Annotated in this window: 19 protein-coding genes and 2 other annotated features (1 of these 21 running past the window's edge); of the genes, 15 read left to right on the top strand and 4 right to left on the bottom strand. The window is 42.5% G+C overall.

The annotated features are described in order from the left end of the window. Positions 1–87, top strand: a binding site (T-box leader) (it extends 162 nt beyond the left edge of the window). Between the two features lie 45 nt (positions 88–132). Both thrS and ACYH0L_RS13080 read left to right on the top strand, forming a co-directional pair. Further along, positions 133–2073 carry a threonine--tRNA ligase gene (gene thrS / locus ACYH0L_RS13085; RefSeq protein ID WP_099726913.1) on the top strand — a complete coding sequence of 647 codons (1941 nt, stop codon included), beginning with the start codon at positions 133–135 and terminating at the stop codon, positions 2071–2073. Between the two features lie 247 nt (positions 2074–2320). Then, positions 2321–2665 (top strand): IS3 family transposase, encoded by a 345-nt coding sequence (locus tag ACYH0L_RS13080; protein WP_370461124.1) that lies wholly within the window; start codon positions 2321–2323, stop codon positions 2663–2665. A 65-nt stretch (positions 2666–2730) separates the two neighbouring features. On the opposite strand, the gene ACYH0L_RS13075 is transcribed toward ACYH0L_RS13080, so the two are convergent. After that, entirely contained in the window at positions 2731–3510 is a 780-nt protein-coding gene (locus ACYH0L_RS13075; protein ID WP_099726914.1) for an HAD family hydrolase, read from the bottom strand. Between the two features lie 177 nt (positions 3511–3687). On the opposite strand from ACYH0L_RS13075, the gene ACYH0L_RS13070 reads away from it, so the two are divergent. The 8 genes from ACYH0L_RS13070 (at position 3688) to ACYH0L_RS13035 (ending at position 9258) form a co-directional block, all read left to right on the top strand. Then, a complete protein-coding gene (locus tag ACYH0L_RS13070) occupies positions 3688–5445 on the top strand; it encodes a sensor histidine kinase (protein WP_230031025.1) in 1758 nt (585 codons plus the stop codon). Continuing rightward, positions 5442–6179 carry a LytR/AlgR family response regulator transcription factor gene (locus tag ACYH0L_RS13065; protein ID WP_099726916.1) on the top strand — a complete coding sequence of 246 codons (738 nt, stop codon included), beginning with the start codon at positions 5442–5444 and terminating at the stop codon, positions 6177–6179. The genes ACYH0L_RS13070 and ACYH0L_RS13065 overlap by 4 nt, the downstream gene beginning before the upstream one ends. A gap of 137 nt (positions 6180–6316) precedes the next feature. Continuing rightward, positions 6317–6757, top strand: a complete 441-nt coding sequence (gene lrgA, locus ACYH0L_RS13060) for an antiholin-like murein hydrolase modulator LrgA (protein ID WP_099726917.1) — start codon at positions 6317–6319, stop codon at positions 6755–6757. Positions 6758–6771: 14 nt separating this feature from the next. Next, entirely contained in the window at positions 6772–7467 is a 696-nt protein-coding gene (gene lrgB, locus ACYH0L_RS13055) for an antiholin-like protein LrgB (protein WP_482354090.1), read from the top strand. Between the two features lie 128 nt (positions 7468–7595). Beyond that, positions 7596–7726, top strand: a sequence feature (ribosomal protein L20 leader region). Positions 7727–7797: 71 nt separating this feature from the next. Then, positions 7798–8313, top strand: coding sequence for a translation initiation factor IF-3 (gene infC, locus ACYH0L_RS13050; RefSeq protein ID WP_034320896.1), 516 nt, complete (start codon positions 7798–7800; stop codon positions 8311–8313). Between the two features lie 24 nt (positions 8314–8337). Then, entirely contained in the window at positions 8338–8538 is a 201-nt protein-coding gene (gene rpmI, locus ACYH0L_RS13045; RefSeq protein WP_003216324.1) for a 50S ribosomal protein L35, read from the top strand. Positions 8539–8569: 31 nt separating this feature from the next. Next, on the top strand, positions 8570–8929 hold the full coding sequence (gene rplT, locus ACYH0L_RS13040; RefSeq protein ID WP_007501659.1) for a 50S ribosomal protein L20: 360 nt from the start codon (positions 8570–8572) through the stop codon (positions 8927–8929). Positions 8930–8991: 62 nt separating this feature from the next. Beyond that, a complete protein-coding gene (locus ACYH0L_RS13035) occupies positions 8992–9258 on the top strand; it encodes a DUF1294 domain-containing protein (RefSeq protein ID WP_249704969.1) in 267 nt (88 codons plus the stop codon). Positions 9259–9281: 23 nt separating this feature from the next. Here the strand turns inward: ACYH0L_RS13035 and ACYH0L_RS13030 are convergent, their stop codons facing one another. After that, positions 9282–9686 carry a sigma-w pathway protein ysdB gene (locus tag ACYH0L_RS13030; protein WP_099726920.1) on the bottom strand — a complete coding sequence of 135 codons (405 nt, stop codon included), beginning with the start codon at positions 9684–9686 and terminating at the stop codon, positions 9282–9284. A 179-nt stretch (positions 9687–9865) separates the two neighbouring features. Here ACYH0L_RS13030 and ACYH0L_RS13025 point away from each other — a divergent pair, with 179 nt between their 5' ends. Continuing rightward, complete coding sequence (locus ACYH0L_RS13025; protein WP_099726921.1) at positions 9866–10954, top strand: M42 family metallopeptidase; 1089 nt, start codon at positions 9866–9868, stop codon at positions 10952–10954. 352 nt (positions 10955–11306) lie between these two features. Continuing rightward, the gene (gene cstA / locus ACYH0L_RS13020) at positions 11307–13103 is read left to right on the top strand and encodes a carbon starvation protein CstA (protein WP_482354089.1); all 1797 of its coding nucleotides are present in this window, start codon (positions 11307–11309) and stop codon (positions 13101–13103) included. 53 nt (positions 13104–13156) lie between these two features. Here the strand turns inward: cstA and sspI are convergent, their stop codons facing one another. Further along, positions 13157–13378, bottom strand: coding sequence for a small acid-soluble spore protein SspI (gene sspI, locus ACYH0L_RS13015; protein ID WP_024425725.1), 222 nt, complete (start codon positions 13376–13378; stop codon positions 13157–13159). 113 nt (positions 13379–13491) lie between these two features. Between sspI and ACYH0L_RS13010 the strand changes: the two genes are divergently transcribed. The 3 genes from ACYH0L_RS13010 to pheT all read left to right on the top strand — a co-directional run bounded on the left by ACYH0L_RS13010 (position 13492) and on the right by pheT (position 18072). Then, positions 13492–14235, top strand: coding sequence for a TrmH family RNA methyltransferase (locus ACYH0L_RS13010; protein ID WP_230031023.1), 744 nt, complete (start codon positions 13492–13494; stop codon positions 14233–14235). A gap of 372 nt (positions 14236–14607) precedes the next feature. Beyond that, positions 14608–15642 (top strand): phenylalanine--tRNA ligase subunit alpha, encoded by a 1035-nt coding sequence (gene pheS, locus ACYH0L_RS13005; protein WP_099726924.1) that lies wholly within the window; start codon positions 14608–14610, stop codon positions 15640–15642. Between the two features lie 15 nt (positions 15643–15657). After that, entirely contained in the window at positions 15658–18072 is a 2415-nt protein-coding gene (gene pheT / locus ACYH0L_RS13000; protein ID WP_230031022.1) for a phenylalanine--tRNA ligase subunit beta, read from the top strand. Between the two features lie 56 nt (positions 18073–18128). Here the strand turns inward: pheT and rnhC are convergent, their stop codons facing one another. Continuing rightward, entirely contained in the window at positions 18129–19052 is a 924-nt protein-coding gene (gene rnhC, locus ACYH0L_RS12995; RefSeq protein WP_256498888.1) for a ribonuclease HIII, read from the bottom strand. Positions 19053–19165: the final 113 nt, after the last annotated feature.

Raw genomic sequence — 19165 nt, 5'->3', positions numbered from 1 at the left:
AAGCCGTATTTGCTTATGAAAAAGCAAGCTGCAAATACGGGAAAAAGGGTGGAACCACGATTCCGTTTATTCAACCTCGTCCCTTTCCAGGGGGCGGGGTTTTTATATTGCCAAAAAAAGGAGTGACCAGAGATGTCAGAACAAATTCAACTTACATTTCCAGATGGAGCAGTCAAGGAGTTTGACAAAACAGCCACAACAGAAGACATCGCGGCATCAATTAGCCCGGGCCTAAAGAAAAAAGCGCTTGCCGGTAAATTGAACGGCAAAGAAATAGATCTGCGTACGCCGCTTTTAGAAAGTGGAACAATCGAGATCATCACAGATAAAAGTGATGAAGCACTTGATATTATGCGCCACAGCACAGCGCATTTACTAGCGCAGGCGATTAAACGTATTTACGGAAAAGAGCATCATGTCCAGTTTGGTGTAGGTCCTGTGATCGAAAATGGGTTCTACTACGATGTGGACATTGATGTTGCCATCACACCTGAAGACTTACCAAAGATTGAAAAAGAAATGAAAAAAATCATTAATAGCAATCTGCCGATTGAGCGCATTGAAGTATCAAGAGAAGAAGCGAAAAAACGCTTTGAAGCGATTGGTGATGAATTGAAGCTTGAGCTGTTAGAGGCGATTCCAGAAGGCGAAGCTGTCACCATTTATGAGCAGGGTGAATTCTTTGACTTATGCCGCGGAATTCACTTACCGTCTACAGGGAAAATCAAAGAGTTCAAGCTGCTTAGCCTTGCAGGTGCATACTGGAGAGGCGACAGTAACAATCAAATGCTTCAGCGTATTTATGGAACAGCTTTCTTTAACAAAGAAGATTTAAATGAGCACTTACGTCTGCTCGAAGAAGCGAAAGAACGCGATCACCGTAAACTAGGAAAAGAGCTGAAACTGTTTGCGAATTCTCAAAAGGTAGGTCAAGGTCTTCCGCTTTGGCTGCCAAAAGGCGCAACGATCCGCCGCGTGATTGAGCGTTACATTGTCGATAAAGAAGTGCGTCTTGGCTATGAACATGTGTACACACCAGTTCTTGCGAATGTCGAATTGTATAAAACATCAGGCCACTGGGCGCATTATCAAGAAGATATGTTCCCAGTCATGGAAATGGATAACGAAGATCTTGTCCTTCGTCCTATGAACTGCCCGCACCATATGATGATTTACAAAAATGAACCGCATAGCTATCGTGAATTGCCAATTCGTATTGCAGAGCTTGGTACAATGCACCGCTATGAAATGTCAGGCGCCCTATCTGGTCTGCAGCGTGTTCGCGGCATGACATTAAACGATGCACATATCTTTGTGCGTCCAGATCAAATCAAAGACGAGTTCATCCGTACAGTTCGCTTAATTGAAGAAGTGTATCAAGATTTCGGCTTAAATGATTACACATTCCGCTTATCTTACCGTGATCCAGAGGATACAGAGAAGTATTTCGACGATGATGCGATGTGGAATAAAGCGCAGTCGATGCTGAAGGATGCAATGGACGAGCTTGGTCATGACTACTATGAAGCAGAAGGTGAAGCGGCATTTTATGGACCGAAGCTTGACGTACAAGTGAAGACAGCTCTTGGAAAAGAAGAGACGTTGTCCACTGTACAGCTTGATTTCTTACTTCCAGAGCGCTTCGATCTCACATATATCGGAGAAGATGGAAAGCACCATCGTCCAGTCGTTATTCATAGAGGGGTCGTCTCCACAATGGAGCGCTTCGTTGCCTTCTTAATTGAAGAATACAAAGGAGCTCTTCCAACATGGCTGGCACCTGTACAATTCCAAGTCATCCCGGTTTCACCATCTGTTCATCTAGACTATGCGAAAAAAGTGCAAGAACGCTTGCAGCTTGAAGGCTTACGTGTAGAGCTTGATAGCCGTGATGAGAAAATTGGGTACAAAATTAGAGAAGCGCAAATGCAAAAGATTCCGTACATGCTTGTCGTTGGGGATCAAGAAGCAGAAAATGGCGCTGTCAATGTAAGAAAATATGGTGAACAAGATTCAGAAACAATGGATCTTGAAGCTTTTGTGAAACATGCAGTAGCAGAAGCGAAAAAATAATCCTTTTATTTAAGCGGTCAGTGATCTCTTTCCTTGAGATCGCTGGCTTTTTTCTTATGAAAAAATTTTCCACTGGTGATCCAGATGCTTGAATAAAACGTTTAGATAGTGCAAAAGTATGGGTAAGTATGTACTGTTGGTTAGAGACAATGGGGGAATGAAAGCGATGATTCAAACAACAAACACTGTATCATCACAAGTATTGGAGTAATCAGCTGTTCTTCGTGCATTGGAGCACTCATTTGCCATGATTGAATTTGATGTCACAGGTGAGGTGCTATGGGTGAACGATATTTTTGCAAAAGCTTTGAGGTATTCTAAGGAAGAGATGGTTGGTCTAAAGCATAGACAGTTTTGTCCTCCGCATATTGCAGAACACGCAAGCTATCAAATGTTTTGGAAGCGTTTGAAGGAGGGGCAAATCTTTCAGGAAAATGTGCAGCGGATCACGAAGCACGGTGCCAACATTGATCGAACGAGGACGACAATCGTAGAACGCACTGTTAAAGAATACATTCATTATTATAACAACATTCGTATTCAAACGAAACTAAACCAATCACCGATAAACTATCGGCAATTGGCTGTATAAAGGTGTTTTGATCCCTGTCTCAAAAACGGGGGCTAGTCCCAGAAGAAGGGTGTTTTCTTTTGGTTCTACTTTAATATATCAAACAATTCATGTAAGTCTTTGATTTCATAATCCGGTGTCACATCTGTTTCATTTTTCTTGCCATGGCGATTGATCCAAACGGTTTGGATGCCAACGCGAGATGCCCCGAGAATATCTGTTTTAGGATTATCTCCAACCATGATGACATCGTCTTTTGTTAAGTTTAATAGCTGAAGGCAGTGCTCAAAGATGCCAGGGTCAGGCTTGCCTTTTCCGTAATCTCCTGAAATCACAATCTCATGAAAATAAGGCGCAAGCTCCGGTACACCTGCAAGCTTTTCCTTTTGAAGACTAGGGTCACCGTTTGTTAAAAGGAGTAATTCGTAGCTGCCTTTCAGGCGGTCTAAAACAGGATACGTTTCTTCATAGACATACGGGCGTTTTCTGCGTTCTGCTGCAAAGAAATCAGCCAAGTATTGTCCAAATGCCTCATCGTCAATTCCCGCTTCTTTTAAGCCGTTTGTCCAAGCGTTTTTGCGATACTCTGGTGCAAGGGCGTTCAGCTTTTGAAAGCCTTCGCTAATCGGTTCACTAAAATTTGACCACAGTCCTTCGAAAGGATTAATTCCGATCATGACAGTATAATCATATGTTTCATAGGAAGAGTACAGCTTTCTTGCTTCTTCACGTACAATCTGTTCAAACGCTTCTGGATCAAGTCCATATTTCTTTTCTGCTTCCCGGCATGTTTCCTGAAAAGTTGTGTGAATGCTTTTTTCATCCCAAAGCAAAGTATCATCTAAATCGAAAAATACGGCTTTCATGATCTTCTCCCTTGTTATGTATGTAGTTACCTTCAATTGCATGTGACAGGCTCATGTTCATTTTACAATAGAAGGTGAGGGCAATAAAGAAAAGATTTGAGAGATCTTTGATCATTGACCGCACATGATAGAATAGAAAGACAATAGATATCACATACATCAATTGAGGTGGCCGGTTTGCTTCATTTAATCATTATGATGATCGAGCGTGTGGGGATCATCGTTATTTTAGGATTTGTGCTTGCCCATGTGAAGGGCTTTCGCAATCTGTTGCTTCACAACCAAGGGTTCCGGAAAAAGGCAATCCTTGTCTTTGTTTTTGCTTCTTTTAGTATGATCAGTAATTACACAGGAATCGAAATCCAGCAGCAGATTGTCATGAATCATGAATTTTCTTATCATCTTGGCTCATCAAGCTCCATCGCCAATACAAGAATCATGGGGATTGAAATGGGCGGCTTGATTGGGGGGCCTTTTGTTGGCATTGGGGCAGGCCTTTTAGCTGGAATCCATCGCTATTCACTAGGAGGGAGCACGGCGCTCAGCTGTGCGATTTCTTCGATTTTAGCCGGTGTGATTGCAGGCTATGTCGGCAGCAGGTTTAAGCGGAAGAATCGAATGGTGACACCTCGCCAGGCAGCACTTTTTGGTGTGGCGATGGAATCATTACAGATGATCATTATTCTTCTGTTTGCAAAGCCATTTGCTGATGCTTGGGGGCTTGTGAGCATTATTGCGCTGCCGATGATCTTTGTGAATGGGATCGGAAGCTTTATCTTTTTATCTATTTTGCAGTCAGTGATTCGACAAGAAGAGCAGGCCAAGGCGATGCAGACACATCGTGTATTTTCTATCGCAGATCAAACGCTTCCTTTTTTCCGGCAAGGATTAAATGAACAGTCCTGTAAAAGTGTGGCGGAGATCATTCATCGATTAACAGAAACAGATGCCGTCTCCTTAACAGATACAGAAAAGATTTTAGCGCATGTCGGAGATGGAATGGATCATCATATTCCATCTAAAAGTCTGATTACAGGGCTGTCTAAGCAAGTATTGATCAGTGGGAAGATTATGAAGGCGCATTCGAAAGACGACATTAATTGTTCAGTCGCCCATTGCCCTCTCGAAGCGGCGATTGTGCTCCCGCTCACGTCAAACGGTCAAACGATCGGAACGTTAAAAATGTATTTCAATTCGCCGGTCGGATTGAGCAGGGTGGAAGAGGAGCTTGCAGAAGGTTTAGCGATGCTGTTTTCCACACAGCTTGAGCTTGGGGAGGCAGAGACCCAAAGCCGTCTGCTAAAAGATGCAGAGATCAAAGCGCTTCAAGCACAGGTGAATCCGCACTTTTTATTTAACGCCATTAATACAATCTCTGTTTTATGCAGAACCAATGTGGAGATGGCAAGGAAGCTGCTACTGCAGCTGAGTATTTATTTTCGTTCAAACTTGCAAGGCGCCCGCCAGCTGCTGATTCCAATGCATAAAGAGATTCAGCATGTAGAGGCTTATTTGTCGCTTGAACAAGCAAGGTTTCCAAATAAGTACCATGTGACCTTTCAAATTGAAAAAGAGCTGGAGCAGGTGATGATTCCGCCCTTTGTGCTTCAAGTCCTTGTTGAAAATGCGGTGAGACATGCTTTTCCTAAACATCAAACGAATTGTGAAGTTATCGTATCCGCTTTGATGAAAGATGAGCGTGTATATATGAAAGTGACAGATAATGGACAAGGGATCGAGGATGACAAGATGGCTCAGCTATTAAAAGCGCCAGTTGAATCACTAGAAGGAACGGGTACGGCCCTTTATAATTTAGACCAGCGGTTAAGAGGAATTTTTGGCAGACAAGCCGCTTTAACCATTCATAGTGACAAAGGCACTGACATCTCATTTCACATTCCAATGGACTATGTAAAAAAGGATGATTCTCGTTGATGAAGGTATTAATCGTAGATGATGAAGTTTTAGCAAGAGACGAATTAAAATACTTATTACGAAGAACGAAAGAGGATGTTCAAATAGAGGAAGCAGAAAATATAGAATCTGCTTTTGACCGAATGGTAGACCATAAGCCTGATTTGCTCTTTTTAGACATCGACTTATCTGGTGAGAACGGATTTGATGTTGCCAAACGGCTTAACCGGATGTCTGATCCGCCAGCGATTGTATTTGCTACAGCCTTTGATCAATATGCGCTGAAGGCGTTTGAGGTGAGTGCGCTTGATTACTTAACAAAGCCATTTGATGAAGAGCGGCTTCAGCAAACCATCCAAAAGTTTAAAAAGTGGAAATCCGTTGAGACGCAAGAGCACCAGCTATCAGAAGAGAAACTTCCCCACCAGCAAAAATTAGCCATCTCAGTCGATGACTCGATTGTCATCCTGCAAGTCGAAGAGATTATGTATGTAGGGCTCAGTGAGGGAAAAAAGGTCGTGAAAACAAAGGATCACATGTATGAGGTAACAGAACCGCTTGTGGTGATTGAAAAGAAGCTGCCTGAGACTTACTTTATGAGGGTCCATCGAAGCTATATTGTCAACACATCTCATATGAAAGAAGTACAGCCGTGGTTTAATTCGACGTATAATCTTCATATGACAGACGGGTCCATCATTCCTGTCAGCCGCACATATGCGAAAGAACTAAAGAAGTCGCTCCTGCTAGAGTAGGGCGGCTTTTTTTGTTTGTATTTCAATACTCGTTTTTTGCATTTCAGTCGTTGAATCCGGTGAGTTTCATTGTAAACGCTTCATTCGTTTATTTCATGCCATATACTGAGGGCAGTCGAAGAAAGAGGTGAAAGGGCATGAGTGCCACAAAAGTATATGGATTTCTATCTCAAGCATTTATCTTTGCAACCGTAATGTTCGTTTCTAATCTCATTTCAATGTATTTACCGATTCCAATGCCTGCATCCGTTATTGGATTGGTTCTATTATTTGTTTTATTAACAACTAAAATCGTGAAACTTGAGCAGGTAGAGCAATTAGGCACATCATTGACAGGACTTATTAGCTTTCTATTTGTTCCTTCTGGTATCTCGGTCATTCAATCACTTGGTGTCATGCAAGAAGTAGGCGTGCAAGTAGTGGGTGTGATTATCATTGCAACCATTATGTTACTTGCAACGACTGGGCTGTTTTCGCAGCTTCTGATGCAATTATCAGAAAGACCGCAGAAACGTAAAGAGACACAGGAGACCAAATCGACTTCTCATTCAAATAAACCAGCTTCAAGTACGCATTAAAGGAGAGGGATAAGATGGATACAAGTACTATGAGTACGTATTTTGGCATTGTCGTCTCATTAGTCGCCTTTGGGATCGGCACATTCTTATTTAAAAAGTCTAAAGGTTTCTTCTTATTCACACCACTTTTTGTTGCCATGGTGTTAGGTATTTTATTTTTGAAAATTGGCGGCTTTTCCTATGAAGACTATAATGAGGGCGGCCGGATCATTAAGTTCTTCTTAGAGCCTGCCACCATTGCATTTGCCATTCCGCTTTATAAGCAGAGAGCGCTTCTTAAGAAATATTGGTGGCAAATTTTATCCGCTATTTTTGTAGGCTCACTTTGTTCCATTACAATTGTGTATGTCGTAGCAAAAGGAATTCATCTTGATGCGGCTGTCATGAAAAGCATGCTTCCACAGGCAGCGACGACAGCGATTGCTCTTCCGATTGCAAAGGATATTGGCGGAATCGCGGATATTACAGCCTTTGCTGTTATTTTTAATGCGGTGATTGTCTATGCGCTTGGTGCCTTCTTCTTGAAAATGTTTCGAATTAAACATCCAGTGGCAAAAGGTCTTGCACTTGGGACATCAGGACATGCGCTTGGCGTTTCTGTTGGGATTGAGATGGGAGAAGTAGAAGCGGCAATGGCCAGTATCGCCGTTGTGGTCGTAGGGGTTGTGACCGTCATCGTCATCCCAATCTTTATGCAATTGATTCTTTGATGACGTCATTGTTTGAAAAAGTCTTGCCCAATTCGTTTCATCATGATAAAATGAAAAAGTTGTTTCAAGAGTTCGGTTACTTGACGGACAAATGAAAATTGTGTAGAATAGTTAACGAATTGAATAGATATCACAAGCAGAAGCACCCGCTTCTCACCTGCTTGACACATGTTTGTAGTTGACAGGTTGACCGTACATTTATTTTTTCATGCAAATGTTCGTAGTGTGGGTGTTTATATGCCCACACTTTTTGTTTGCCTGTAAAACATACAACGAAATGGTCAAAATGAATTGTGAACTCAATTCAAAATCTCATGGAGGTGGCTCACTATTAGCAAAGATCAATTAGTTAATGAAGGTATTCGTGCGCGTGAAGTTCGTTTAATCGGACAAAATGGCGATCAGCTTGGGATTAAATCCCGACAGGAAGCTCTGGAGATAGCTGCTAAAGCCAATCTTGACCTTGTGTTAGTTGCTGCAAATGCAAAACCACCTGTTTGCCGAATCATGGACTACGGTAAGTTCCGATTCGAACAGCAGAAGAAGGATAAAGAGGCACGTAAGAATCAAAAAATCATTAGCTTAAAAGAAGTTCGGTTGAGCCCGACAATCGATGAACATGATTTTAACACGAAGCTCCGTAATGCAATCAAATTCCTTGAAAAGGGAGATAAAGTGAAAGCTTCTATCCGCTTTAAAGGCCGTGCGATTACGCATAAAGAAATCGGACAGCGCGTGTTAGACCGTTTCTCTGAAGCTTGCGCTGAAGTAGCAACAGTAGAAACAAAACCTAAGATGGACGGACGCAGCATGTTCCTTATGCTTGCGCCAAAAGTCGAAAAGTAAAGTAACAGAGGGAGGAAATATCCAATGCCAAAAATGAAAACTCACCGCGGATCTGCTAAACGTTTCAAAAAAACAGGTTCTGGTAAACTTAAACGTTCTCATGCGTATACAAGTCACTTGTTCGCTAACAAATCTACAAAGCAAAAACGTAAATTGCGTAAGAGCGCAATCGTAAGTGCTGGAGATTTCAAACGTATCAAACAACAACTTGCAAACATTAAGTAATTTGGAATAGGAATCATAGGAGGGAATTACAATGCCAAGAGTAAAAGGCGGAACTGTGTCGCGTCAGCGTCGTAAAAAGGTTCTTAAATTAGCAAAAGGTTATTTCGGTTCAAAACATAGATTATACAAAGTAGCAAACCAACAGGTCATGAAATCTGGAAACTACGCTTTCCGTGACCGTCGTCAGAAAAAACGTGACTTCCGTAAACTATGGATCACTCGTATCAATGCTGCAGCTCGTATGAACGGTCTTTCTTACAGCCGTTTAATGCATGGCTTAAAGCTTTCTGGTATCGAAGTAAACCGCAAAATGCTTGCTGACCTTGCTGTGAATGACCTAAACGCATTCAATCAGCTTGCTGATGCTGCAAAAGCACAACTAGACAAGTAAGTCATATAAAAGATCATTCCGTCGAGGGGTGATCTTTTTTCTCATCATGTGAGGTGAAAAGAATGAACATCGGTCTGATCCTGCTGCTTATCTTAGTGAATGGCTATGGTTTTTTTCTTATGGGAGAGGATAAGCGCCGGGCTAAAGCGCATAAATGGAGAATTTCAGAGGCACATTTATGGAGTGCAGCGGTACTTTTTGGCGCTGCTGGGTCATTTCTTGGGATGCAGTATTTCCGGCATAAAACAAAGCATACTGCCTTTCAAATTGGCATGCCTGCTTTAATTGTTTTGCAGTTGATCATATTAGGATATATCCATCTCATCTGAAACTGAAAAAGGAGCAGACGCCATCAGGACGGCGTGTCTGCTCCTTTTTTGTGTTTGATTTTTTTGATGGGCTGATCCCAATCAATTTTTGTTTGAGGATACCGTTCGATGATGTTTTCCTCAAGTTTTTCAAAGTCTTCTAATGTAAATTCATTTAGTTTCTCAGGTGACTCCGTCCAAACGTAAATGGAGTGGACAAACAGAGGATGATCCTTAGAAGGAACATGCTTTTCCCCTTCAAACAAGACACCTTTATAGACGAAATTAAAATTTTTGCGCGCATTTTGCTGTTCGTCCATAAAATAAAAGCCTTCTTTTAATTGCGCTTGTTTCAGCTTTCTTCTCGGATTTGAGAAGAATTTTACCGCCATGTAGAAAATGTAGACAAGCAGTGCAACAAGAGCGAGTCTAATGAGGATTACAAACATGACAGGATGCACCTCCAATACCGTTATCTGATGTACTACGAATGAGAAAGTCAAAAGGTTTCAACTTTTTTTAAAAAAATATTTCGTAAAACGAAAAAATATTCATAAAAAGATCGTATTGAACGAAAGAGGTTTTGTATAATAAGAATGCACCATGAAGATAAAGGAGGATAAATGGAATGACAAAGCTAGATCAAACATTAACTATGCTGAAAGACCTAACGGATGCAAAAGGGATTCCAGGTAATGAACGTGATGTCAAAAAAGTCATGCAGACATACATAGAATCATATGCAGATGAAGTCTCGACAGACCGCCTTGGCAGCTTGATCGCTAAGAAGGAAGGAAACGCAAACGGCCCTAAAATCATGCTCGCTGGTCACTTAGATGAAGTAGGATTCATGGTGACAAAAATTGATGACAAAGGCTATATTCGTTTTCAAACGGTTGGCGGCTGGTGGTCACAGGTCATGCTGGCGCAGCGTGTCACCATTGTGACGAAAAAAGGGGAGATCACAGGCGTGATTGGTTCTAAACCACCACATGTCTTATCGCCAGAAGCCCGTAAAAAATCAATTGAGATAACAGATATGTTTATTGATATTGGGGCTTCAAGCAAAGAACAGGCAATGGAGTGGGGAGTGCTGCCTGGAGATCAAATCGTTCCTTACTTTGAGTTTACGGTGATGAATGATGAAAAAATGCTCCTTGCAAAAGCATGGGACAACCGTATCGGCTGTGCAGTTGCGATTGATGTCATGAAGAATTTACATGCCACTCAGCATGAAAATATCGCTTACAGTGTTGCGACTGTACAAGAGGAAGTAGGCTTACGCGGAGCCAAAACAGCAGCTGCTACGATCCAGCCTGATATTGGATTTGCCATTGATGTTGGTGTAGCAGGAGATACGCCTGGCATTACTGAAAAAGAAGCAACAAGCAAACTTGGTCAAGGACCAACGATCGTTGTTTTTGACGCTTCTATGGTATCTCATAAAGGGCTTCGCGATTTTGTTGTCCAGACAGCAGATGAATTGAACATTCCTTATCAATACGATTCAATGCCTGGCGGGGGGACAGATGCTGGCGGTATCCATTTAACGGGTCATGGTGTTCCATCCCTATCAATCGGGATACCAAGCAGATATATTCATACCCATGCAGCGATGATTCACCGGGATGATTATGAAAATGCAGTGAAGCTTTTAACAGAAGTGATCAAAAGACTCGATCAAAAAACTGTCGAGCAGATTACGTACGGTTCTTAATAGGAAGGCCTTTCCTCGGCATTGGGGAAAGGCTTTTTTTGTTCCATTGAATTTCCCAGGAAATGAACCTCGTTGTTCAAGTTGCGTCAAAAGAACTGTTTTTGACAAATGGAGAGGAAATTTTCTAGTGAATAAGGCACATGTGATCAAGCTTTTATTTTTGTAAGATGAAATCAATAAAAAGGACAGAGCCTAGAGACCGCTCTGCCAAAAGAGAGTTTATGGAAGTAGGTGAAGCTAACTTAAGAATAAGTCAATTATTCCTATCTTTCAACTTTGTTTTAAAAGAAAGAAAAATCAATCAATTTATGTTATATTTGTAACAAATTGTTTATACAAAGGGGATGGTTAAATGAATGCGGTTACAATTGTCATAGGATCTATGTGTATTTTAGCGATAGCGTATCGTCTTTATGGTACATTTATGATGGTCAAGGTATTAAAGGTCACAGATGATCATCCGACACCAGCTCATACACTAGAGGACGGAAAAGATTACGTGCCAACAAATAAATGGGTCACATTTGGACATCACTTTGCTGCGATTGCAGCTGCTGGCCCACTAGTTGGTCCAATTTTAGCCGCACAATTTGGATATTTACCTGGTCTCCTTTGGCTTTTAATCGGAGCGGTGATTGGCGGAGCTGTGCATGACCTTGTCGTGTTATTTGCTTCGATGCGAAAAAAGGGGAAATCACTATCAGAGGTAGCGAAAGAAGACCTAGGACCTGTTGCAGGATTTTGTACAGGGCTTGCCATGCTATTTATCATAACGATCACAATGGCAGGACTGTCGATGGTTGTGCTTCATGCTTTAGAACGAAACCCTTGGGGGACATTTGCAGTCGGAATCACCATTCCAATTGCAATGGGGGTAGGTCTTTATTATAAAAAGACAGGCAATTTAAAGCTGGCCACATCTGCGGGATTTATTTTACTGATGTTTGGTGTATTCCTTGGACCAAATATTCAAGGAACGGCACTTGGTGATTTTTTAACACTTGATACAAAAACGCTGGCTCTCGCCTTGCCGATTTATGCATTCTTTGCAGCGGCTCTGCCAGTTTGGCTGCTATTGGCACCAAGAGACTACTTAAGTAGTTTTATGAAAATTGGTGTTTTCATCGCTCTGATTGCTGGGATCTTTGTGGTGAATCCGGCCATTCAATTTCCAGCGTTTACAGAGTTTGTGAATGGAGGAGGGCCTGTTTTAGCTGGTCCTGTCTGGCCATTTATATCAATTACAATTGCTTGCGGCGCCATATCCGGTTTCCATGCATTTGTTGGCTCAGGAACAACGCCAAAGATGCTGGACCGCTGGAGTGATATGAAGCCTGTAGCGTTTGGTGCAATGCTAGTGGAATGCTTGGTGGGGATCATGGCGTTAATTGCCGCCACAGCTCTTCATCCAGGAGATTATTTTGCGATTAACAGTACACCAGAAGTGTTCCGAACGCTCGGTATGAGTGTCGAGAACCTTCCGCAGCTTAGTAAGGAAATTGGTCTTGATTTAGAGGGAAGAACGGGTGGAGCCGTTACATTAGCAGTGGGGATGGCGTATATCTTTACGGGGATTCCATTCTTTAGCCATTTGGCGTCTTATTTCTTCCAATTCGTCATTATGTTTGAAGCTGTCTTTATTTTAACAGCTATTGATGCTGGAACGCGTGTGGCACGTTATTTGATTCAAGACTTCTTTGGAGAAGCATATAAACCGCTTAAACGAAATGATTGGGTACCTGGGTCTGTGTTTGCAAGTGCGCTTGCCTGTTTTATGTGGGGATACTTGCTTTACTCTGGGGACATCGGGTCCATTTGGGCGCTATTTGGGGTTTCAAACCAATTAATGGCCTCGGTAGGCTTGATCATTGGTGCGACCGTTGTGTTAAAAATTGCGGATAAAAGGCGATATATGCTGACTTGTTTAATTCCGCTCGCTTACTTATATGTCACCGTGAATTATGCGGGTTACTGGATGGTGGCCAATGTATACCTCAATCCTGAGGCGTCTGGCTACAGCGTGCTTAATGCGGTCTTGTCGATCATCATGCTGATCTTGGGATTTGTGATTATTGTGTTTGCTATTAAAAAATGGGTCGAGATCTGGCGTGATCCAGCGCTTCGGATGGAGACACCTATCACTGGATAAACGAACAAAAGCCGGTTTGCTGTCATACATAAGCAAACCGGCTTCTTTTATTGCTATTGCTGCTGCTGAGGCTTTAAGCCCTGCTCTAATGTTTCAAGGATTTCATTTTTTTCGTTTTCTGATGCCTCTTGCCATAAAACCTCAAACAACACGCCAAGGCCTGGCAGCATTTTTTCCTCGCCGCTTTGAATCGCATCTAAAATCGTATGTTCAAGCTGCTCTTGATTATGGCCAGTGATGTTTTGAATGACTGCGCCTCTTAAATTAAAATCCATTGCCCACACTCCTTTTTTGATGGTAATAGCCCTATTCTGTCTCAAAGACAGGTTTATTATGTAGTGTGCATGAGATATAATAAATTCATGATATTTAAAGGAGTTAAAGTCGCTTGAAATATATAGAATCAGCTAAAAACGCAAGTATTAAACAATGGAAAAAGCTGCATACAAAAAAAGAACGAACGAAAACGGGGCTATTTCTCGTTGAGGGGAAACATTTAGTAGAAGAAGCATTAAAGAGCGGGATTGTGAAGGAGTTAATGGTCACATCGCCTGACATGCTTCGGTCTGACATCAAGCCTGACATTGAGCTCTATGAACTGAGTGAAGAGGCTTTTTCTGCAATGACAGAAACCGAAACGCCTCAGCACATCGCAGCGATTTGTACACTTCCTGTATTTGAAGAAAAGAAGTATGAGCGAATTTTACTTTTAGATGCAGTGCAGGACCCGGGAAATTTGGGCACTCTGATTCGGACAGCAGATGCCGCTGGTCTGGATGCTGTGATCTTAGGGGATGGGACCGTCGATGCTTTTAACGGAAAAACGCTCCGTTCAGCTCAAGGCTCTCATTTCCATCTGCCCATCTTAAAGCAAACACTTCAACAGGCGATTCCAGCATTCAAAGAGCAGGGCATACCCGTGTACGGAAGTGCCTTAAAGGATGCGAAAGAGTATAGAAACATAGCGGCAGAAGGCCCGTTTGCGTTAATTGTTGGCAACGAGGGAGCAGGCATTGATCCAGAGATCCTTCAAATGACAGATCAGAATTTATATGTTCCGATGTATGGGCAAGCAGAATCATTAAATGTGGCTGTTGCAGCAGCGGTTCTTGTCTATCATTTGCGCGGATAGTGTTGCATGATGCACTGAATTTCACTATAATGAAACTAATATTTTAAAAACCATGATAGAGGAAGATTGTTTCAATGAGCGGCCTTATAGGGAGAATGCATCGTAGACTGAAAGTGCATTTAAGGGATGCTGAAACAGGAATTCACCTCTGGAGTTGTCACCGGGACCGCAAGCTTTGCGTAAAGGTGAACCGGATTCGTTTGATTCCGTTATTTCAATGAAGCTTATTCGCACATGTGTGCTTAACAAGGGTGGTACCGCGACCACAACTCGTCCCTTCTTTTTTGGAGGGGCGGGTTTTTTTATTGTCTTCAAACGATCAAACAGCCGTTTATCCAGGCGGTTTTGTATATCAAAAGGAGGATTACACTCATGCAAGAAACGTTAAAACAGCTTGAAACAGAGGCGATAGCGAAGGTAGAAGCAGCTAGCTCGCTCAAAGAGGTCAACGACATTCGTGTACAATATTTAGGGAAAAAAGGGCCGATTACAGAAGTCCTTCGCGGAATGGGCAAACTCTCCGCTGAAGAAAGACCAAAAATGGGTGCGCTCGCAAACGAAGTGAGAGAGCAGATTGCTAATGCCATTGCAGAAAAAAATGAACAACTGGAAGCAGAAGAAGTGAAGAAGAAACTGGCTTCTCAAACCATTGATGTCACATTACCAGCAAGTCCCATCAAAATGGGGGCAAGACATCCATTAACGATTGTTGTAGAAGATATTGAAGATTTATTTATTGGAATGGGCTATACCGTTGAGGAAGGTCCTGAGGTGGAAACGGATTACTATAACTTTGAAGCGTTAAATCTTCCAAAGGAGCATCCAGCACGTGATATGCAGGACAGCTTCTATATTACCGAAGATACACTCATGAGAACACAAACGTCACCAGTTCAAGCGCGTACACTTGAGAAATATAAAGGCCAAGGCCCTGTGAAGATCATCTGCCCTGGTAAGGTATATAGACGTGACAGCGATGACGCAACCCATTCACATCAATTCATGCAGATTGAAGGGCTTGTGGTAGATCACAATATTAGCATGAGTGATCTAAAAGGAACGCTAGAGACGGTCGCAAGAAAAATGTTTGGTGAAGATCGTGAAATTAGACTGCGTCCAAGCTTTTTCCCATTCACAGAACCATCAGTAGAAGTAGATGTGTCTTGCTTTAAATGCGGCGGGAAAGGCTGTTCTGTATGTAAAGGAACAGGCTGGATTGAGATTTTAGGTGCAGGAATGGTTCACCCAAATGTACTGAAAATGAGCGGATTTGATCCAGATACTTACCAAGGCTTTGCTTTTGGAATGGGCGTTGAACGTATTGCGATGCTGAAATACGGCATTGATGATATTCGCCATTTCTACACAAACGATATTAGATTCACAAAGCAATTCAAGCAGGACTAAGAGGAGGAAATCAACATGTTTGTTTCATATAAATGGTTAGAAGACTATGTCGATTTAGAAGGCATTCAGCCAGATGAATTAGCAGAAAAAATCACAAGAAGCGGTATTGAAGTGGAAGCCGTTGAATATAAAGGCGAAGGCATCAAAGGGGTTGTCGTTGGACATGTCATTGAGCGTGAACAGCACCCGAATGCAGATAAATTAAACAAATGTCTTGTTGATATTGGAGAAGACGCTCCTGTGCAAATTATTTGCGGGGCTCCGAATGTGGAGAAAGGACAGCATGTCGCAGTCGCAACAGTTGGAGCAGTTCTTCCAGGGAACTTTAAAATTAAAAAAGCAAAACTGCGCGGCGAAGAGTCTCATGGCATGATTTGTTCTCTGCAAGAATTAGGAGTAGAGAGTAAACTCGTACCAAAGGAATATGCAGAAGGCATCTTTGTCTTCCCCAATGACGTAAAACCAGGAGATGATGCACTTCAGGCGCTTCAATTAGATGATGCGGTACTTGAGCTTGGTTTAACGCCAAACCGCGCGGATGCCCTCAATATGCTAGGTGTGGCTTATGAAGTTGCAGCCATTTTAGGAAGAGATATCAAACTTCCTGATACAACACATGAATCTTCTTCGGAAAAAGCAGCAGACTATATTTCTGTGAAAATTGAAGATCAAGAAGCGAATCCACTTTATGCAGCGAAGATCATTAAAAATGTAAAGATTGGACCTGCACCGCTTTGGATGCAAACAAGATTGATGAATGCAGGCATCCGCCCAATCAACAACGTCGTGGATATTACGAATTTTGTGCTGCTTGAATACGGTCAGCCGCTTCATGCATTTGATTATGACCGCTTTGGTTCAAAGAAAGTGGTCGTACGTAAAGCGGCTGAAAACGAAATGATTCAAACACTGGATGATCAAGAACGCACCTTGTCATCAAAGCATCTTGTCATTACAAATGGTACGAAAGCGCACGCTGTAGCAGGTGTCATGGGCGGTCTTGAATCAGAGGTGCGTGATGAAACGACTACAATTCTTTTAGAAGCGGCATATTTTAACGGTCAAACAGTCCGTCAAGCATCTAGAGACTTAGGGCTTCGCAGCGAATCAAGCACACGATTTGAAAAAGGACTCGATCCGCAGCGTGTGAAATCGGCAGCAGAAAGAGCAGCGCAATTGATCAGCGTCTATGCAGGTGGTGAAGTGCTAAGTGGGACTGTGGAGGAAAACCACCTTGAAGCAAGTATGAATGTCATCCACGTATCCACTGAGCGTGTGAACAAGGTTCTTGGCATGAGCATTTCAAAAGAAGATATGATTCAGATTTTCAACAAACTGGGCTTTACAGTGGGTGAATCAAATGACATTCTCGTCGTGACGGTTCCTTCTCGCAGAATGGATATTACGATTGAAGAAGACCTCATTGAAGAAGTAGCGAGATTATACGGCTACGATAATATTCCGTCTACACTGCCTGCGACAGCTGGTACAGTTGGCGGTCTCACGCCATACCAAGTGAAGCGTAGAAAGGTGAGACGTTTCTTAGAGGGAGCAGGGCTATCTCAAGCGATCACATATTCATTGACGAATCAGCATAAGTCCACAGCCTTTGCATTGCATCCTGCTTATGAAACGAGACTTTCACTGCCAATGAGTGAGGAACGCAGTGTGCTAAGACAAAGTCTATTGCCAAACTTACTTGATTCTGTCGCGTATAACTTGGCAAGACAGGCTGATTCCTTTGGATTTTATGAAACGGGTTCTGTTTTCTTAGCAGAAGCTGAAGGTGCAAAACCGGTGGAGAAAGAGCATGTGGCTGGCGCGGTGACAGGCCTATGGCATAAAAATCTTTGGCAGGGCGAGAAAAAAGCCGTTGATTTTTATGTAGCGAAAGGAATTGCAGAAGGTCTGTTTGAAAAGCTTGGTGTATCAGAGCAAATCACATATGTTCAAGCAGAGCGTGAGGGTCTTCATCCAGGACGTACAGCAGATGTTCACTTAAATGGAAAAGTGATTGGCTTTGTTGCCGCACTTCATCCGGTTGTCGAAAAGGAATTAGATCTAAAAGAAACATATGTATTCGAATTTGATTTAACAGATGTGATGACGTCTGAAACAGAGGATATGAAATATACAGCGATTCCGAGATTCCCTGCTGTGACAAGAGATATTGCGCTTGTCGTAGATCAGCATATTTCAAGCGGACAGCTGGAGCGAGTCATCTATGAAGCAGGCGGCCGTTTACTGACAGACCTATCCGTCTTTGACGTGTATGAGGGGGAACATATGGAAGAAGGCAAGAAATCTGTTGCGTTCTCTCTCCAATATTTAAACCCGGAACAAACATTGACAGAGGAAGAAGTCACGGCTGTTCATACAAACGTATTGAAAGCATTAGAAGATACGTATCAAGCCGTCTTGCGCGGATAAAGAAAAGAGCTATGGCCTCATGGGGACTGACCTCATGGGCTATAGCTCTTTTTTGATTATAACCATTTTTTCGCTTTTTGAGTGTTGGCAAAATGCAGCTTTGTAAATTGGCGTAAAGCGTCTTCGCCGTGCAGCTTGATGAGCTTTGCAGCCGCCTTGTCAACATGAAGACCGGCTCCTTTTGGAATGTCAAAGCCCGCTGCTTTTGATAATTTGTCCATCTCAATTAAAAAGGCATACCTTGCGATGATGGAAGCCGCAGCAACTGACAAATGGATGCCTTCCGCTTTTGTACTAAAGTATGTACGCTCTCGGATGATCTTTTTTCCTGCAAGGTGCTTGAAATAAATACCGGGTTCTGCAAATTGGTCAATGAGAATAGCTTCTGGTTTTTTCCCATCCAGTTTCTCTAGCACAGAGGTGATCACTTGATTATGAAGAAGTGCCTTCATTTTCCCTTGGCTCATGCCCTTTTCCTGCATCGTATTGTACTTTTCATTACGGAGAACGAGAAGGCTGAACGGAATGGTTTTGATGAGATCTTTGGCAATATTGATAATCTGCGGATCCTTTAGTCCTTTTGAGTCTTTAACGCCAAGCTCTTTCATCAGAGCAAGCTGGCTGGAATCAACGTAGGCCGCACAGACCGTCATCGGTCCAAAATAATCACCTGTACCTACCTCATCTGAACCGATAACCGACATGGAAGCAATGCCAGACGGCGGGCTGTATTTTGTGACAGCAGGTGCTTTTTTACTTTTCGTATCAGCTGCTTTTATATGGCTGAACTGACTTGCTTCAGCTTCTGCCTTTTGTCCTTGGAACAGCACTTTTCCGGATTGATATGCTGTAATCGTACAGCCAGGAACCTTTGCTTGAAAGAGAGCGCCTGGCGGCAAAGTGTCAGTTAAATGTTGAGCATACAAGCTCTTCATCTTCTTAATGTCTTCTGATGTTGCTTTTAAGACGGATTGGGGCACAGTGGATAACTCCTTTTTACCTTGATATCATTGATTTCTAAAGTGTACCATAACAGGGAAGGGCTCGTCTTTCCATTCAATGTCTAAACATGTTATGATAGAGACTAGGATTC

This window comes from Bacillus sp. MC1252 (assembly GCF_056838025.1).
This window is presented reverse-complemented; position numbering and strand designations above follow the sequence as displayed.

Coding starts and splice junctions, on each gene's coding strand:
- thrS (WP_099726913.1), top strand. CDS start 133: ATGTCAGAACAAATTCAACTTACATTTCCAGATGGAGCAGTCAAGGAG.
- ACYH0L_RS13080 (WP_370461124.1), top strand. CDS start 2,321: ATGATTGAATTTGATGTCACAGGTGAGGTGCTATGGGTGAACGATATT.
- ACYH0L_RS13075 (WP_099726914.1), bottom strand. CDS start 3,510: ATGAAAGCCGTATTTTTCGATTTAGATGATACTTTGCTTTGGGATGAA.
- lrgA (WP_099726917.1), top strand. CDS start 6,317: ATGAGTGCCACAAAAGTATATGGATTTCTATCTCAAGCATTTATCTTT.
- lrgB (WP_482354090.1), top strand. CDS start 6,772: ATGGATACAAGTACTATGAGTACGTATTTTGGCATTGTCGTCTCATTA.
- rpmI (WP_003216324.1), top strand. CDS start 8,338: ATGCCAAAAATGAAAACTCACCGCGGATCTGCTAAACGTTTCAAAAAA.
- rplT (WP_007501659.1), top strand. CDS start 8,570: ATGCCAAGAGTAAAAGGCGGAACTGTGTCGCGTCAGCGTCGTAAAAAG.
- ACYH0L_RS13035 (WP_249704969.1), top strand. CDS start 8,992: ATGAACATCGGTCTGATCCTGCTGCTTATCTTAGTGAATGGCTATGGT.
- ACYH0L_RS13030 (WP_099726920.1), bottom strand. CDS start 9,686: ATGTTTGTAATCCTCATTAGACTCGCTCTTGTTGCACTGCTTGTCTAC.
- ACYH0L_RS13025 (WP_099726921.1), top strand. CDS start 9,866: ATGACAAAGCTAGATCAAACATTAACTATGCTGAAAGACCTAACGGAT.
- cstA (WP_482354089.1), top strand. CDS start 11,307: ATGAATGCGGTTACAATTGTCATAGGATCTATGTGTATTTTAGCGATA.
- sspI (WP_024425725.1), bottom strand. CDS start 13,378: ATGGATTTTAATTTAAGAGGCGCAGTCATTCAAAACATCACTGGCCAT.
- pheS (WP_099726924.1), top strand. CDS start 14,608: ATGCAAGAAACGTTAAAACAGCTTGAAACAGAGGCGATAGCGAAGGTA.
- pheT (WP_230031022.1), top strand. CDS start 15,658: ATGTTTGTTTCATATAAATGGTTAGAAGACTATGTCGATTTAGAAGGC.